Source organism: Nitratireductor kimnyeongensis (assembly GCF_019891395.1).
In the GTDB taxonomy this organism is placed as follows: Bacteria; Pseudomonadota; Alphaproteobacteria; order Rhizobiales; family Rhizobiaceae; genus Nitratireductor; species Nitratireductor kimnyeongensis.
In genome coordinates this window covers 3,680,467-3,697,051 of sequence record NZ_CP078143.1, presented here as the reverse complement: position 1 = coordinate 3,697,051, position 16,585 = coordinate 3,680,467, and the positions used below count along the sequence as shown (strand labels likewise).

Genomic DNA, 16,585 nt, shown 5'->3' with positions numbered 1-16,585 from the left:
AGGACGTCAACAATGAAAAAACTCGTTCTGGCACTTGCCGCAAGCACAGCGGCCATCGCCTTCAGTGCCGCGCCCGCTGCCGCGCAGGACAAAACAAAGGCCTGCTGGATCTATGTCGGCCCGATCGGCGATTTCGGCTATTCCTACCAACACCATCAGGGCTTGCTCGATGTGGAGGAGCATTTCGGTGACAAGGTCGAGACAGCCTATCTCGAAAGCGTTCCGGAAGGGGCGGATGCCGAGCGCGCTCTGGAGCGTTTTGCCCGCTCGGGATGCGACATCATCTTTGCCACCTCCTTCGGCTTCATGGACCCGGTGCAGAAGGTTGCCGCGAAGTTCCCGGACATCAAGTTCGAGCATGCGACCGGTTTCAAACGCGACCACCCCAATGTGGCAACCTACAATTCGCGCTTTCATGAGGGGCGCTATGTGCAGGGCGTGATCGCTGCAAAGATGTCGGAAAAGGGCGTGGCCGGCTATATCGCCTCTTTCCCGATTCCCGAGGTGGTCATGGGCATCAACGCCTTCCTGCTCGGTGCACAATCGGTTAACCCGGATTTTCAGGTCAAGATCGTCTGGGCCAACACATGGTTCGATGCCGGCAAGGAAGCTGATGCCGCCAAGGCGCTGCTCGATCAGGGCGTCGACATCATTACCCAGCACACCGATTCCACCGCACCCCTGCAGGTGGCAGCAGAGCGCGGCATCAAAGGGTTCGGTCAGGCTTCCGACATGATCAAATTCGCTCCGGAAACCCAGCTCACCTCCATCGTGGATGACTGGGGCCCATACTACATCGAACGTGTCCTGGCGGTGATGGACGGCACGTGGGAGCAGATCGACGTCTGGGGCGGCATGAAAGACGGCCATGTCGTCATGGCCCCGTACACCAACATGCCCGACGATGTTAAGGCGGCTGCAGAGGAGATCGAGGCAAAGATCAAGGATGAGGGTTTCAACCCCTTTACCGGTCCCGTTTACAAGCAGGACGGAACGCTGTGGCTTGAAGAAGGAAAGGTTGCGCCCGATGGCGAAGCCCTGAGCATGAACTTCTACGTCAAAGGCATCGACGATAAGCTGCCGAACTAAGGCAACCCACCACTGTTTGAGCGAAAAGGCGGCCTCGGCCGCCTTTTTTTTGTATCAGGACGATTGAACGAGGCAATCTGCTGACAGTCTGCTGTCAGGATGGGGGTGATAAGGTCGGGCGATACAAAAAAGAGGGATACTCGATGTTGACTTTCTATCATGCACCCTGGTCGCGCTCCTCCAGCATTCTCTGGCTCCTTGAGGAGCTGAAGATCCCTTATGAACTGGAGATGATCGACATCCGCGCGCGCACGGGGGTGCCCGAGAGCTATCGCACCATTCAGCCCAGCAAGAAGGTTCCCGCCATTGTCCATGACGGGCAGGTCGTGACCGAACGCGCGGCCATAACCATCTACCTGGCCGACCGGTTTTCGCAGACCGGATTGGCGCCCGCGATAAACGACCCGGACCGTGCGACCTATCTAACAGCACTCGTTTATTGTGATGCGGTATTTGACCCGGCGATCTGCGCGCAAGTGCAGAGGCTGGATTACACGAGCAACGAATACCCGTTCGGCACTTTTGCCGATATGCTCGCCTATATCGAACGTCGGCTCGAGAACCATCCCTTTGCCGCAGGAGAGCGCTTTACCGCCGCCGACACTCAGCTCGGATCCGGGATCAACTACACTATGAACATCCTGCGTGCCCTGCCTGAAAAACAGGTTTTCAAGGACTATCTCGCACGCTTGGAGTCTCGCCCTGCCTATCGCAAAGCACAACAATTGGATATGGAGCTGGCTGCCAGCGTGCCGTTCTTTTCGGGACAGGGGAGCTGAGAGAGAAGTATGGGCCCACAGGCCCATTCCTCACGATTTCAGGGCGTTCTCAAGGAGCGTTTCGATGAAACGCGGAAGGGCAAAGGACGCCCGATGATGGGCCGGCGTGTAGTAGCGGGTGTCGATTCCTGCCATCCGCTCCGTGAGCGCGGCCTCGCTGACCGACAATGATTTCGGATCGTCGCTCGACCAGCCCAGCGTCATGTGTCCACCGAAATAGGTGGGTACTGAAACAAGATAGCAGCTTGTTGTCTCGAACACTGATGAAAGACCCTTCATCGCCTTTGAAAACTCGTCAGGCTGAAGAAAGGGAACACCGTTCTGGGACACAACAATGCCACCCGGACGCAGAATGCGCTTCAGGTTTCTGTAAAAGTCGACGGTGAACAAAACCGCGCCGGGGCCGGTGGGATCAGTGGAATCGACGAGAATCACGTCGAAACGCCTATCCGTTTCCGCCGCAAAAACCGCTCCGTCCGCAATCTCCACCTTGAAACGGGGATCTTCGAAAACCGGCGCGTTGAAGTCGGCGAAATGTTCGCGCGAGAAATCGAGCACCGAGGCATCGATTTCCACCTGGGTGAGGGTGCTCACGCGCTTGTGCTTCAGAACCTCTTCCGCCACACCGCAGTCACCGCCGCCGATGATCAGCACATCGGCGGGGTTTCCGTGGGCTGCCAGCGGCACATGCGCCAGCATCTCGTGATAGATGAACTCGTCCCGGCTGGTCACCTGTACCGCGCCATCGAGCACGAGAACTTTTCCGAAGATTGGGTTACGGATCAGCGAAAGCTGATGGTGTCCGGTTCCTTCCTCGTAAAGCACCTCATCGACATCGAAAACCATACCGATGCCATCATGCAGGGTTTCCGATATGGTTTTTCGATCGCTCACGCGTTTCGTCCCCGCAACAGCTCGTTCACATCCATGCGGCCGGGAGCGAATGCGTCCCTCAACACATCGATGCACCGCTCGGGCTTTGCGTCACCGCACATGAAAATGTCCAGCGCCGCATATTGCCGCTCCGGCCAGGAATGGATCGAGATGTGGCTCTCGGCCAGCACGGCAACGCCGCTAATCCCGCCATTCGGCTCGAACGGGTGCAAGTGGATATGCAAGAGAGTAGCACCGGCTGCGTTCACGCAGTCGATCAGCGTCTTCTTGATATAGGGCAGATCGTCCAGCCGTTCGGCCTCAAACAGATCCACGATGAGATGTGAGCCGGCGCAAAGAACGCCGTCCTTTTCGATAAAGTGATCCTTATCGTCGCAAACCGCAGATGCGGGCTGCGCTGTGGTGCTTTCTTCCTTTTGGGCGGTGTTCAGTACAACTGAATCCATCCCCAATTGGAAAAGGGCGTCTTGAGACATGGCGTCCTCTCCAACCAGCAGATGCTCAACCTGATCATTCAGGAATGCGGCCCGTATATATGCAACGAAACGAGGGACGCAAGCACAATCCTACAGGTTCCTCACAAGGGCTGTTCATTCAGGGCCTGGCATGCGGACCTTCCCAAGTCACTGATCGTCCCCATCGAAATAGGCTGATTATCGTCAATCAGTCGGGGTATTATAAATATCTTTAGAAGCTTTATTTCACAAAACTCATGATGCTAACAAGAATTCATCATGTATATTGACGTCATAACCCATATGAAAATGTAATATATACAATATATTTATATGACTGATATATATTCTAAATGGTTAAGTGAAAACAATCTGGATTCAACCTCACTTCGCCGAAACTTGATCGACCGCAGGCTTCCGATTTTTTTGATCGGTGTGGGAGCAAGGAATGGCGATAGATGTGTCGGAGTGACCGGAGAGGCTGCCTGGGAGATGGCGGCCCAGGCCCTTGCTGCAGTGCTTCCCGAGTTATCCAGCGCGATTCGAACCGTGCGACTGCGGGTGCCGAAGAATTTCGAGGTTCAGACCGGTGGGGAAGGTCGCGCCTTTACGTATGACAGGGGGCGTAAGGGCTTACCCTTCGTGAATTGTCCCTATCGTGAAACCGCATCGGATCTTCTGACCGTCGTGCATGAGTTTTCTCACGCCCTCCAGATTGTGGCCTCCGGTCGCAGCACGATGCCACCTGTGGCGCGCGAATTGTGCGCTTTTTTAGGGGAGCGGCTTTTCCTGTCGTGGCTTCGCGAGAACCAACCCTCGTTATTACCACTCATTGAATCCGCTTGGGTGTCCCACAATTCCAACTATTTCGGGAACGACCTCCGGTCGCTCGTGAGTGCTCAGGAGTGCGGTAGCGAGGTCTATGACTACGGGTGGAACTACCCGATAGCACGGCTGTTGGCGCAAGCGATTCTCCAGGAATGGACAGACAAAAAAATCGCTTCGCTCTTCAAGAGCGGTGCAAAGGCGCCCTCGCTCTTGGCGGATTTCCTTGATCGCCCGAGCATCCTGCCACAGCGATACGTACTGCCGGCGCTCGACGACACGGGCGGAACGGTCGCCAATCTCTACCGGCAGATCGGCGGCCTGGTGATGCTGGATCTTCAGGACACGGTGGCGAGGGTATCGGATGAAGCCATCGGCTCGCGATATGATTGTCTTTTTGAGTGTATGCGGGGGCGCTGTGTCTTTTTGGCATTGGATCGTCATCAGACCCCGCTCGGATATGTCCTGTGGCAGCGGGGCCAGGAAGGCGAACCTGTGCATTTCGAGCACCGGGTCGCCTGTATCCAAAGACTTCCTGACCTTCTCACCTCGTTTGAAAACCACTGCCCACAGGTGGCGGCCGATTTCCGGCGTGCCGAGCCCGGGCGTATCGCTGTAGAGGCTCTGCCATGATGCCGATCGATCTGTATTCCGGCGTCGGATATGCGCTGGAACTTCTGGCGCGCTCTGAAAACCATCGGAATTTTTCGCTAAAGCGCTATTTGGAGGTCGAGATTTTGCCGCCCTTGCGTCTCGGTCAGGCGCGGTTCTATCTCACTCCTGATGGGATACCCACGGGTTTCGCCAGTTGGGCGTTTCTGGACGAGGATACCGAGCGAACGGTCCTTGAAACAGGACGCGCACTGGGAGTCCATGAGTGGCGATGCGGCGACCGACTGTTCTTCAACGATTTTCTTGCGCCCTATGGTACCGCGCGCGAAATCATTTTCGATCTCCGAAAGAACATTTTTCCTGGCCGTCGCGCGACCAGCGTCCGCAGACACGCAAGTGGAGCACTTCGCAGTGTCAAACACTGGAAGAGCAGGGCCCAGGTCGAATATCCAAGTCAGGAGGCTGTTGATCAGCCCTAGGCTTGAACGAATGCACCCGATGCCTCGTGCGTCGCGTGCATACCGGCGAACATTATTCGCCGGTCCAACAGCCGGTTTCCGGCTTCATACTCAAAAGCAATTTGGAATAGGGATATTGGAAATGTTTGATGATTTTCAGATTGATAACCTTGGAATTGATGCACCGGTGAGCTTTGGCGGCGGCGGCGCGGAAGGCGAGAGTCTGGGCCACACTGTCGGCGCAGCTGTCGGTTCTCTCGTCGGCGGTGCCATTGGTGGTTACTTCGGAAGTGTGCCGGGCGCCGAGCTCGGCGGCACGGTTGGAAATACCGTCGGTGGTCTTATCGGCGACGCCATCGAGAGCGCTGTGGCCTGAAACCAGGCTAGGCCACAAACAGAAACCGGTGCTGAATAATCCGCACTGAGTAGGCCGGGGGCATGTAATAACATGGCCCCGGTCGCGGATGCCCGCTCGACAGGTCCCTCTATGACGATACCGTTCGCACCAAAAGAACAGGGTGTCCCCCTGTCGTGGTTCCTCACGACGCTGCGCAAGCATATTCCATTATATGCCGAGCTTACGTTTTTAGCTGTCTGTGTGCGGCTGATAGGGCTTCTGGAACCTTTCGTGTTTCAGGTGGTGATCGATCGGATATTGCCGTTTCAGCGCGAAGCATCGCTGATCGTCATCGTCATCGTTATGATCGGTGCTAACGTTTTCCAGCTCTGCTTCAACCTGCTTGCGGCATTTCTGGGCGTTTCAGTCGCAAACCGTCTGACCTTGGAACTGGGAACACGACTGTTTGATCATCTCTTCCGATTGCCATTGCGCCATTTTCGGAAATGGCCCGTGGGCGAAACTCTCTCCCGGATTGGAGAGACGGACACCATCCGGGCTTTTTTGGTTGGTTTGACAACTGGCGCTTCACTGGATCTGTTTTTCACCTTTCTCTACGTCGCGGTCCTGCTCTCGATCTCCGGAAAACTGACCCTCGTCGTGGCCGTGGCTCTCCCTCTTCAGGCGGCATTGTATCTGTGTTTTGGCCCTGTGCTGCGAAAGCGCCTGCGTGTCCAGTTCGACACGGGCGCTCGCCATCAGGCGCGGCTGGTCGAAAATCTTACTGGCATGACAGCCGTAAAAGCACTGACAGCGGAAACCGCGATGTTGTCGCGTTTGCGTCAGACGCTTTCCCAGACCCTTCAGGCTTCTCGCAGCGTCTACACGATGAACGCTGTGAGCGGTCAATTGGCGATGATTTGCGAGAAGGGGGTTTTCATTGGCGTTATCTATGTAGGAGCGCAACAGGTGTTTGCCGGCGATCTGACATTGGGGCAACTCATAGCGTTTCAACTGATAGCCGAGAAGGTTGCCGCGCCGATCGCCGGGTTTTCCAAACTGTGGCAGGATTGGCAGAATCTTCGTGTCTCGCGTCAGCGTCTGGGAGACATTTTGAGCAGCGAGCGTGAACCGTTCGGCGAGAAAAAACGGCTCCCGAATAGGCTCGAACCCCGGCTGGAATTTCGTTCGGTTTCCTTCTCATACGGCCTCGATCAGCCACTCGTCCTGAACAGTTACAACCTTGTAATCGAGCCGCATTCCTGCACCCTTGTGGTCGGGCCGTCGGGGGCAGGGAAGTCGACATTTGGGCGGCTGGCTGCCGGTCTGGACAAGCCGATGGAAGGCGCCATCTGCATTGGTGGCGAGGATCTCAGCGAGTTCGAACCGGAGAGTGTCCGCTCGCGGATCGTTTATGTTCCTCAGGATCCCTATCTATTTTCAGGGACTCTCCGCGAGAATCTGCAGCTGCGATGCGCCAACGCGCCCGACGCCATGCTGCGAAATGCGCTGAGGGTCGCATCGGCCGATGACCTCATCGATCGATTGCCTCTTGGGCTCGACACGCCGGTGGGAGAACAGGGGAATGCCTTGTCCGGCGGACAGAGGCAACGCATCGCGATCGCCAGGGCGGTGCTTCAGCAACCGTCGATCCTCATACTCGACGAGCCGACCAGTGCGCTTGATGAAATGTCACAACGCCGAATGGTGAAGGAGTTAATGCGGCTCAGGGACAAGATGACGATTGTTGTGATCACGCACCGTCCGGATGTTTTTGCACACCATGATCAGATCATAGATTTTTCTGCAGGAACCAATCATGCGCCTGTTTGACACCTCGGGTGCAGCTTCCCCGACATTGCATCTGACCGTTCTGGTGAGTACGGCCATCTTCATGACCAGTCTCGTTGCGGCCTGCGTCCTGCGTGTCGAGGTGACCGCCCGCGGCTCCGTTCGGATCGTGCCGCTGGACAGGGTTCAGGTGGTGCAAGCCGAGTATCCCGGTTCCATTACCAGTATCCTCGTACGCGACGGGGTCGGTGTCAGAAAGGGAGAATTGCTGCTGACCCTCGACACCACCTCCGCCGAAACCAAACTTCTTGCGGTGGTCGAAGAAGAAGCTCGGTTGAAGCGCGACAACGTCCGTATCGCGGCTTTCCTGTCCGCGCTTGTTGAGCTGCGCGATGGGGGAGGCGCTCGCAACGGCGCAGAGGAAAGTCTTCCAATCGTGACGGGAGAAGTCGGTGACGAAGCCATGCAGGCGCGCCTTCTCGAAGCCGAACTCAAGGATTTTGCAGATGGGTTGGCCGGGGCCGATGCGCGTCTGGATGTTAATCGAAAGGCTCTGGACGTTCTGCAGGGCAGGGTTGCCCGTGCGGATACCGCCCTCATCGTCCAGCAGGAGCGGCTTGAGGCTGCAGAAAAACTCATGGATCGAGGGATTTCTTCCCGTGAAGCCTATCTAAAAGTTCGTGCTGCCTATGATGATCTTCAAAGCGAAAGAGAGGTTGTCGCGCGCGAAATTGCAAAGACAAGGGCCGAAGCATCCGTCCTGAACGCCCAGCGAGCAGGGCTCTTTAGCGCCAATTACAACCGGGCAATGCAGAAGCGGGACAAAATTGATGCACGTTTGGCGGCGTTGCGGCAGGACCGCAGAGCTCTGGAGGAACGGGTCGCGGCAACACAGTTGCGGTCGCCGATGTCGGGAACCGTCGAACAGCTGGCCGTCACCACCGTCGGCGGTGTTGTCCAGGCCGGTCAGGATCTGATGCGGGTGGTGCCAAATGACAGCCAGCTCGAATTCGAAGCTCTGTTTTCAAATGAAGACAGTGGCTTCCTGCGAACTGGACAAAAAGCACGCATCCGTCTTGATGCATATCCGGCCGAACGGTTTGGTACGATGATGGCCACGGTCACCGACATAGCGAGCGACTCGATCGAAGTGGGCGGCAGCGGCCGTTGGGGGTTTGTTGTGCGTCTGAGGCCAGAGGATGATGCGCTGCAATCGTCTGCAGGCCGTCTTGCCCTGCGGCCGGGAATGACTGGTAGTGTCGATGCCATCACAGGGGATCGTCGACTCATAAGCTATTTTCTGGCGCCGATCACCGCCCAGTTCAGCCAAAGTCTGGGAGAGCGCTGACACGTTGGGCGAAACAGAGTCCCTCAATACTCTTCTGCGGATGGTTTCTCAGGCGGGCTTGTTGTAATGCTTCACGCGGGATCAGCGATGGTTGGAGGAACGATGTCTGACGATATAATTTTTTTGGAAAGCACCGATTTGCGTGTTCGGGTGTCACCACGCTTCGGTGTCGTTCTGGACGGATATCATCGCAATCGTCAGCCATTTATGCGGCCGTTTGCGGCCGAAAACGAAGCGTTCGGACCGACGGATACGGCGTGTTTTCCGATGGTGCCTTTTTCCAACCGGGTAGGCGGGAACACATTCGATTATGAAGGTCGAACCTACTCTTTCGAACCCAATGATACACCACCGTTCTACATACATGGCGAAGGCTGGAAGAGCGACTGGACCGTCAAGGAGCAGACTGATATTTCCGCTGCGCTCGAAATGCAGCATGTGGGGGATACAGGCTCACCATACACGTACAGGGCCGCGCAGCGGTTTACGCTCGATCAAAACTGTCTGACAATATCCATCGAGGTCGAGAACAGGGGCGGGGACGCTATGCCGTTCGGTCTCGGCTTACACCCATATTTTCCCAGAACGCCCGGCATGACCCTGCAGGCGTTTGCACAATCCTGGTGGACCGAAGACGAGTATCACGTCCCCGACCGGAACGAGCCGCTGCCTGAAACTGTTGATTTTTCAACCCCGCGGCTACTGCCAGATCACGGGCTCAATCATTGTTTTGAAGGATGGGATTGCCGTGCCAGGCTGGTCTGGCCCGAGCTTGGTCTCCGGGTCACCATCGATGCCGACCCGGTCTTTTCGCGCTACATGCTCTTTTCACCGCCACCAGATTTCGAGTTCGTCTGCTTTGAGCCGATGAGTCATACGGCAAACGGTTTTCACCACGCAGATTTCGGCGGCCTTCGTCGTCTTGCTCAAGGCGAGACGATGGCAGCCAGAATGCGCCTCAGGGTGGACGAAATTCCGTAAGAGAGTTGGACCGTCTCTGCCAAATGGATATTTGGCACGCAGCGTTGCGCAGCGGTGAGGAGATACGCTGATTACGCATTCATTGCGAATTCCAACCCGTTGGCATGGTTGGAATTCGCGCATCGAAAAAGAGCTTGCGGTGAGCTATCAAAAGATCGCATAAGATAGATTATGGAACTATGCGATTTAGGATTTCAGGCGCCGGCTGCCTGATCATGAAGCAATATCGGCTTTCTGAACGCCTGCGGCTTCGAATAGCGCGGTTGGCTCAGCGGAGAATACCGCATCATGCGCTCCTGCCGCCGCCCACACCACATCGAAACCCAAAAGGCTCTCATCCCCAAAACGCGCGACTTCGTCGGGTTGCCCAAGTGGTGACACGCCACCAATAGCGAAACCCGTGACATCTCGGATGTGACGGGGATCTGCGCGCTTCAAAGGTTCACCGACGAGCGCCGCGGCTTTGGTGGTGTCCAACTGGCGGCTTCCCGACACCAGGAACAAATAGAGCTTTTGGCTCTGTTCGCCTTGAAAGATCAAGGATTTCACGATCTGCGCAACGGTGCAGCCACATTGGCTTGCCGCTTCTTCTGCGGTCCGCGTGGATTCGCCCATGCGTTTGATTTCGATTGCCAGGCCGGCCGCGTCGGCCGCTTGCTGTACGCGTTTGATGCTCTTGCTCATTCCATGTTCTCCTCAATGGGCAATTCCAGCACCATGCCGTCAAAGGCCGGTTCCACATGGTCCGGCGTCTCCCGCAACACGGTCTCATAGTCGAGCGGTATGTGCATGTGAGTCAGCACTGCACGTCTCGGTGCGAGACGCTCAATCCAGCCCAGCGCTTCATCAAGTGAAAAATGGCTTGGATGTGGACGATACTGCAGTGCATCGATGATCAGCGTGTCGGCGCCTGAAATCAGCTCCGGTGTGTCGTCCGGAAAGGCGCTGACATCCGGGCAATAGGCGAATCCGCCAATGCGGTATCCAAGTGAGAGAATGTCGCCATGTATCTGAGGAAGCGGAATAAATGTGATTTCCCCGCCGGCTCCCTGGATGGAGAATTCCGTCTCATGGCTAATCGCACAGGCGTTCAGGATCGGCGGATAATTGCTGCCCGGCGGCGTTTCGAAGCAATAGCCAAACGCTTCGTTCAGTCGTTCCAGCGTCGGCTTGTCCGCATAGACATCCATCAGATGACGTTGGTTGAGGACATATCCGCGAAGATCGTCGATACCGTGTATGTGATCAGCGTGAGGATGGGTGTAGACGGCTGCATCCAACCGGTCGACGCCGGCAGAAATCATCTGTTCCCGAAAATCCGGACCCGTATCGATGACGACACGTGTGATGCCGCCGTTCTTGGAGATGCGTTCGACCATTGCAGCACAGCGGCGGCGCCGGTTTTTAGGGTTTTCAGGGTCGCAGGCACCCCAGTCTCCGGTAATCCGTGGCGTCCCCGGCGAAGACCCGCACCCCAGAATGGTCAGGCGCAGAACATCGCTCACCGCGCAGCGTCCCGTGGCACTTTCGTGAACAGGCGGAAAAAATTTTCCGTCGTCAGGCGAGCCGTTTCTTCGTCGGAAAGACCGATTGTTTCGGCCAGGACATGCGCCGTGTGCGCAACAAAAGCCGGTTCATTTCGCTTGCCTCGCTTCGGTACAGGTGCAAGGTATGGCGCATCGGTCTCGACCAGCAGCCGGTCATGCGGCACAGTTTTGGCTATGTCGCGCAGTTCCTGCGAATTGCGGAACGTCAGAATGCCCGAGAATGAGATATATCCACCCAGCTCGACGCCTGCTTTGGCAAGGGCAGCGCCGGAAGAAAAACAGTGCAGAATGAAGGGGAAGGCCCCCTTCCCTGTTTCTTCTTCTAGAATGGCAATCATGTCATCATCGGCATTGCGCGCATGAATGACGAGCGGCAAACCTGTCTGGCGAGCCGCCTCGATATGCGTGTGAAAGCCCTGAGCCTGGGCGTCGCGCGGAGCTTTGTCATAGAAATAGTCGAGTCCGGCTTCACCTATGGCGACCACCTTGGGATGGCCGGCAAGGTGAACAAGTTCGTCGGCTGTCACGTACAGCTCCTCATCCGCATTGTGCGGATGAGTGCCAACGGAACAAAAGACGTTCTGATGCGCCTCGGCTATCGCCCGAATGCGGTCGAACTGGCGCACGCGGGTCGATATCGTCACCATAAGTCCGACACCGGCTTCACCAGCGCGCTCAATGAAACCTGCCCGGTCCTCCTCGAAATCGGGGAAATCCAGATGGCAATGACTGTCGACCAGCATCGATGTCAGGCTCCCTCACCGTCCGTCTTGGGTTCGACATAGCGTGGAAAGACAGGCTGCGGAGCCGGCAGAGCGGAGCCGGACACCAGGGCGTTTTCCTCTCCCAGATGAGCAAACGACCGCGCGCCCTTGTCGACCGCCAGAAGATCGAGCAGCTTCTCGGCCGACCCCGGTATGAAGGGCTGGCAAAGAATGGCCACACGACGCACCAGTTCGGCGGTCGTGTAGAGTACAGACTGCATACGCGTCGGATCCGTTTTCTTCAGCGCCCAGGGCTCCTGCCCCGCAAAATAGCGGTTTGCTTCGGCGACCACATTAAAGATCGCACCGAGCGCCTGATGCAGCGCCTGCGTGCCCATAGCGGTCCGGGCCGTCTCCAGCGCCTCGCCAGCGCGCTTCAGAATGGCAAAGTCCTCCTCGCCAAGCGTGCCCTTCTCGGGAACGACACCATCGCAATTCTTGGCAATCATCGAGAGCGAGCGTTGGGCGAGATTGCCCAGATCATTCGCCAGATCCGCGTTGGTGCGGTTGACGATGGCGTCATGGCTGTAGCTGCCATCCTGTCCGAACGGCACTTCGCGGAGGAAGAAATAGCGCACCGCATCCAGACCGTAGTGCTCGATGAGCGTGAACGGGTCGACCACATTGCCGACCGATTTCGACATCTTCTCACCGCGGTTGAACAAGAAGCCATGCGCATAGACGCGCTTGGGCAATTCTATGCCGGCCGACATCAGAAATGCCGGCCAATAGACGGCGTGAAAGCGCACGATATCCTTGCCGATCACATGCACGTTCGCTGGCCAGTAAGACCAGCGCTCGGCATTCGTATCAGGATAGCCGGCAGCGGTGATGTAATTGGTCAGCGCATCCACCCACACATACATCACATGCTTCTCATCACCCGGCACCGGAACGCCCCAGTTGAATGTCGAGCGCGAAATGGACAAATCCTTCAGGCCCGAGCGCACGAAGCTCATAACCTCGTTGCGGCGTTCTGCGGGGCCGATGAAGTCCGGATTGGCCTCGTAGTGAGCAAGCAGCTTGTCCTGATAGGCGGAAAGACGGAAGAAATAGGTTTCTTCCTCGTTCCATTCCACAGGTGACCCTAACGGTTCGCGGCGCACGCCATCCTCGCCGACCGTTGTTTCGCTCTCATCGAAATAGGCTTCCTGCCGCACCGAATACCAGCCCGAATAGCTGTCCAGATAGATGTCGCCATTGTCGGCCATCTTCTGCCAGATCGCCTGGCAGGCACGATGATGCCGTTCCTCCGTTGTGCGGATGAACTGGTCGTTCGAGCCACCCAGCGCAGCAATCATGTCGCGGAAAACGGCTGTGTTCCGGTCCGCCAGCTCTTGTGCGCTGATGCCCTCCTTGTCTGCGGTCTGCTGCATTTTCAGCCCGTGCTCGTCCGTGCCAGACAGGAAGAAAACATCTTTTCCATCAAGCCGCTGGAAGCGTGCCATCGCATCTGTCGCGATCACCGTATAGGCATGGCCGATATGCGGTTTGCCGTTGGGATAAAAAATCGGAGTGGTGATGTAAAACTTATCGCGGGCCATTGGGAAAAACGTCCAGAAAACACATTGCTAGGTGACGCCCAGATAGCGCATCGCGCATGCGCATGCCAGCCCAACCCGCATCTTCAGGCGTTGAATGCGGCATTAAGCTTCGCGGCAATGCCGGAGGCATGCTGCTTGCGGTCGAGATTGAACGTTTCCGCATCCCGGATGGCTGTGTTTATCTCGTCCCACAGGTCCGCCGCTGCTGCAGCCCCTCTTGTGTCACCGGCTTCAGCGCGCGTCGTGGCGAACTGATTGATCAGGTCCAGCACCGTGCGATTGAAGATCGCAAACTGGACGTCTCGCTCGCGTCCGCTGACCGCTTCGCCAAGCCGCAAGGATTCGGCGGCATCAAAGCTGCGCGCCGTCACGAGTTTCTGCAAAACATCAGCAATCTCGGCTCCACCGAACTGCGAGAGAAGGATCGCGTTGCGCACACTCCCCTGGGCTCGTGCGGCGATCTCTTCATCGTTGCCACCATCTGCCGCATCGAGTGCGCGCAACAAACCCGCGAGATCCGGCGTTGAAAGCGGTTGAAAGCGCACGATCTGGCAGCGTGAGCGGATCGTGGGAAGAAGCCGCCCGAGCGAGTGGGCGATCAGAATGAAGACCGTTCGCGGCGGCGGTTCTTCGAGACTCTTCAAAAGTGCGTTTGCGGCGCTGACATTGAGATCGTCTGCCGGATCGACAATCACGACCCGGTATCCGCCATCATGGGTTGTCAGCGACAAAAATCGTTGAATGCGGCGGATTTCATCCACAGTGATGACTGTTTTGAACTTCTTGTCCCGCTCCACAAAGGGCCGCGACAGGTGCAGCAGCGAGGGGTGCGCATCCTGAGCGATCAGTCGGAAAGCCTGTGATTTTGGATCCGGCACCGACAGTTTCTCTGGTGCATCCTCCGCCCGCGGATGGGTGAAAAGATGATTGGCAAGGTGAAAAGCGAGCGTGGCCTTGCCGATGCCGGGAGGTCCGGCAAAAAGAAGCCCGTGATGCAGTTTACCCGCCCGGTAGGCACCGGCCAGCATGTCCGCCACCCTTTCATGCCCGACCAAAAGCGGATTCTCCGAAGGCTCGGGGATTTCCGGCAAGGTATCAAAGCGTTCCGGCGCGGTGCGTTCGAACATTAGGCCTCGCTCCTTTCATGTCTTGCCTCAAATTGTGCCATGGTATGCTGAACAGCGCGCCGGATGGCCGTCGTGACCCTGTCGGCTGGCATCGATGCATCGATTACCACACAGCGTGCAGGCTCGGCCTTGGCGATTTCCAGAAACGCTTTTCTTCGGCGGCGGTGCGTTGCAAGCGCTTCCTTTTCGAAGCGGTCCGGCGCTTCAGCCCCGCGTCTGGCGTTGGCCCTGCGCAATCCCTCTTCAGGGTCGATATCGAGGATGAGCGTCAGGTCCGGCACCATGCCGTTGACGGTGACACGCTCAAGACTTTCCATGAAATCGCGATCGAGATTGCCGGTCACACCCTGGTAGACACGCGAGGAATCCATGAACCTGTCGCACAGAACAATGGCTCCGCGCTTGATCGCCGGGCGGATTACCTGCTCCACGTGGTCGGAGCGTGCTGCCGCAAAAAGTATGGCCTCCATCGCGGGTCCAAAAGGCTCCGCCGCACCCGACAGGAGCACATGCCGAACCGCTTCCGCCCCCGAAGAACCGCCGGGCTCACGCGTGATGATCACATCGTGCCCCTGCTCTCGCAGACTGGCAGCAAGCTGCATGATCTGAGTCGATTTTCCGGCCCCCTCGCCTCCCTCGAATGTAATGAAGAATCCGCGAGACAAGAGTTCCTGTTCCTCTTCCAAATTCCCTGCGGCGTCATTGCCGGCAGAAACCTACTTAGGCCTTCGTTTGTCCAAGGTCCATGCTGTTGTGTGTTGTAAACGGCTGTTTGAATCCGGTGCCGATCAGGAGCGGTACTTGCGCAGCCAACCGATCAGCAACTCACCCACAGCATCAAGCGCGCGGTCAGGAAGCCCTCCCTTTTCAACGCTTTCTGCCGCATAAAGAGGCGTCTCCTGGCTCAGCGTATCGCCGATCCAGACCTTCAGCGTGCCGACCTCATCGCCCTCTTCCACGGGAGCCGGGATCGGCCCCTGATAGACGATGCGCGCGCGCAAACGGTCTGCATTGGTGATGGGGCGAAAGATGGCGATCGGCCCCTTGGCACGGACCGCCAGTTCGGCCTTTTCTCCCCCGAAAACCGAAACTTGACCGACCGTTTCCCCGGTGTTGAAAAGGTCGATCTTCTCGAAGGCGCGAATACCCCAATCAAGCAGCTTGCGCGCTTCCTCCGCCCGTTCGGCTTCGCTCGACAGCCCGCTCATGGCAGCAAACAAGCGGCGGCCATTGCGGTTCACCGCGCCAACGATGGCATAGCCGGAGGCTTCCGTGAAACCGGTCTTGAGCCCCTCGGCCCCGATATCCATGCGCAGGAGCGGATTGCGGTTTCGCTGGAGGATCTTGTTCCAGGTGAAGGCATCTTGAGAATAGTATTTGTAGAACTGCGGATATTCCCGCTGCAGATGCATCGCCAGCGTAACCAGATCACGCATTGTCACATGCTGCCCCTCGGCGGGCAGGCCCGTCGCGTTCACGAAAACGGAATCTCTGAGGCCGATCTTTTTCGCCCGTTCGGTCATCAACTGGGCAAAGTTTTCTTCCGACCCGGCCATTCCCTCGGCGATGATAATGCAACCATCGTTGGCGGACTGGACGATCACACCCTGGATCAAGGCTTCTAGCGGAACGGAAGACTTGATCTCGGCAAACATCGTCGAGGTGCCGGATACCGCCCCGCCGGTCCGCCAGGCATGCTCACTGACATAAAACTCGTCGCTCAGCGAGAGCCGCCCGCTTTTTATCGCGTTGAAAACGACTTCCATCGTCATCAGTTTGGCCAATGAGGCAGGCGGTATACGCTCGTCGGGGTTTTTCGAAAAAAGCACCGTGCCGGTCTCGGCTTCAACCAGAAATGCCTGTTCAGCACGGGTTTCAAAAAGCTGTGCCGAGACTGTCTGGCTTCCAAACAGCAGAAGGCAGCAGGCAAAAAACAGTGTTCTTTTGTACGCGGAAAACAAGACAACGCCCCCTAGCGCAGGAATAGACCCTGAAACTAGCGGTATGAAGGCCTCAAAATCAACTGCTGGCGAA

Annotated in this window: 17 protein-coding genes; 8 read left to right on the top strand and 9 right to left on the bottom strand. The window is 57.1% G+C overall.

The features are described 5' to 3' along the window. Window positions 1-12 precede the first annotated feature (12 nt). A complete protein-coding gene (locus KW403_RS17555; RefSeq protein WP_223020699.1) occupies window positions 13-1,089 on the top strand; it encodes a BMP family ABC transporter substrate-binding protein in 1,077 nt (358 codons plus the stop codon). A gap of 143 nt (window positions 1,090-1,232) precedes the next feature. After that, the gene (locus KW403_RS17550; RefSeq protein WP_223020698.1) at window positions 1,233-1,868 is read left to right on the top strand and encodes a glutathione S-transferase family protein; all 636 of its coding nucleotides are present in this window, start codon (window positions 1,233-1,235) and stop codon (window positions 1,866-1,868) included. Window positions 1,869-1,898: 30 nt separating this feature from the next. On the opposite strand, the gene speE is transcribed toward KW403_RS17550, so the two are convergent. Continuing rightward, window positions 1,899-2,762 (bottom strand): polyamine aminopropyltransferase, encoded by an 864-nt coding sequence (gene speE / locus KW403_RS17545; RefSeq protein WP_223020697.1) that lies wholly within the window; start codon window positions 2,760-2,762, stop codon window positions 1,899-1,901. Beyond that, window positions 2,759-3,238: an adenosylmethionine decarboxylase gene (gene speD / locus KW403_RS17540; protein ID WP_223020696.1), complete on the bottom strand. Its 480-nt coding sequence runs from the start codon at window positions 3,236-3,238 to the stop codon at window positions 2,759-2,761. The genes speE and speD overlap by 4 nt, the downstream gene beginning before the upstream one ends. 471 nt (window positions 3,239-3,709) lie before the next feature. On the opposite strand from speD, the gene KW403_RS17535 reads away from it, so the two are divergent. The 6 genes from KW403_RS17535 to KW403_RS17510 all read left to right on the top strand — a co-directional run bounded on the left by KW403_RS17535 (window position 3,710) and on the right by KW403_RS17510 (window position 9,569). After that, window positions 3,710-4,675, top strand: a complete 966-nt coding sequence (locus tag KW403_RS17535) for a hypothetical protein (protein WP_223020695.1) — start codon at window positions 3,710-3,712, stop codon at window positions 4,673-4,675. Continuing rightward, window positions 4,672-5,133 carry a toxin-activating lysine-acyltransferase gene (locus KW403_RS17530; RefSeq protein WP_223020694.1) on the top strand — a complete coding sequence of 154 codons (462 nt, stop codon included), beginning with the start codon at window positions 4,672-4,674 and terminating at the stop codon, window positions 5,131-5,133. Before KW403_RS17535 ends, KW403_RS17530 begins: the two co-directional genes overlap by 4 nt. Before the next feature lie 121 nt (window positions 5,134-5,254). Continuing rightward, window positions 5,255-5,488, top strand: coding sequence for a glycine zipper domain-containing protein (locus KW403_RS17525; protein ID WP_223020693.1), 234 nt, complete (start codon window positions 5,255-5,257; stop codon window positions 5,486-5,488). 72 nt (window positions 5,489-5,560) lie between these two features. After that, entirely contained in the window at window positions 5,561-7,282 is a 1,722-nt protein-coding gene (locus tag KW403_RS17520) for a peptidase domain-containing ABC transporter (protein ID WP_246637828.1), read from the top strand. After that, window positions 7,269-8,588 carry an HlyD family type I secretion periplasmic adaptor subunit gene (locus KW403_RS17515; protein WP_223020692.1) on the top strand — a complete coding sequence of 440 codons (1,320 nt, stop codon included), beginning with the start codon at window positions 7,269-7,271 and terminating at the stop codon, window positions 8,586-8,588. Before KW403_RS17520 ends, KW403_RS17515 begins: the two co-directional genes overlap by 14 nt. 102 nt (window positions 8,589-8,690) lie before the next feature. After that, window positions 8,691-9,569 carry an aldose 1-epimerase gene (locus KW403_RS17510; RefSeq protein ID WP_223020691.1) on the top strand — a complete coding sequence of 293 codons (879 nt, stop codon included), beginning with the start codon at window positions 8,691-8,693 and terminating at the stop codon, window positions 9,567-9,569. A gap of 213 nt (window positions 9,570-9,782) precedes the next feature. Here KW403_RS17510 and KW403_RS17505 read toward each other — a convergent pair whose 3' ends face one another. The 7 genes from KW403_RS17505 to KW403_RS17475 form a co-directional block, all read right to left on the bottom strand. After that, window positions 9,783-10,253: a YbaK/EbsC family protein gene (locus KW403_RS17505; protein ID WP_223020690.1), complete on the bottom strand. Its 471-nt coding sequence runs from the start codon at window positions 10,251-10,253 to the stop codon at window positions 9,783-9,785. Then, window positions 10,250-11,074 (bottom strand): MBL fold metallo-hydrolase, encoded by an 825-nt coding sequence (locus KW403_RS17500; protein ID WP_223020689.1) that lies wholly within the window; start codon window positions 11,072-11,074, stop codon window positions 10,250-10,252. The genes KW403_RS17505 and KW403_RS17500 overlap by 4 nt, the downstream gene beginning before the upstream one ends. Further along, on the bottom strand, window positions 11,071-11,859 hold the full coding sequence (locus KW403_RS17495) for a TatD family hydrolase (RefSeq protein WP_223020688.1): 789 nt from the start codon (window positions 11,857-11,859) through the stop codon (window positions 11,071-11,073). The genes KW403_RS17500 and KW403_RS17495 overlap by 4 nt, the downstream gene beginning before the upstream one ends. 5 nt (window positions 11,860-11,864) lie before the next feature. Beyond that, window positions 11,865-13,424 carry a methionine--tRNA ligase gene (metG, locus tag KW403_RS17490; RefSeq protein ID WP_223020687.1) on the bottom strand — a complete coding sequence of 520 codons (1,560 nt, stop codon included), beginning with the start codon at window positions 13,422-13,424 and terminating at the stop codon, window positions 11,865-11,867. Window positions 13,425-13,507: 83 nt separating this feature from the next. After that, window positions 13,508-14,551, bottom strand: a complete 1,044-nt coding sequence (locus KW403_RS17485) for a DNA polymerase III subunit delta' (RefSeq protein WP_223020686.1) — start codon at window positions 14,549-14,551, stop codon at window positions 13,508-13,510. After that, on the bottom strand, window positions 14,551-15,216 hold the full coding sequence (gene tmk / locus KW403_RS17480; protein ID WP_223020685.1) for a dTMP kinase: 666 nt from the start codon (window positions 15,214-15,216) through the stop codon (window positions 14,551-14,553). Before tmk ends, KW403_RS17485 begins: the two co-directional genes overlap by 1 nt. Before the next feature lie 123 nt (window positions 15,217-15,339). Beyond that, complete coding sequence (locus tag KW403_RS17475) at window positions 15,340-16,512, bottom strand: D-alanyl-D-alanine carboxypeptidase family protein (RefSeq protein WP_378596798.1); 1,173 nt, start codon at window positions 16,510-16,512, stop codon at window positions 15,340-15,342. Window positions 16,513-16,585 lie beyond the last annotated feature (73 nt).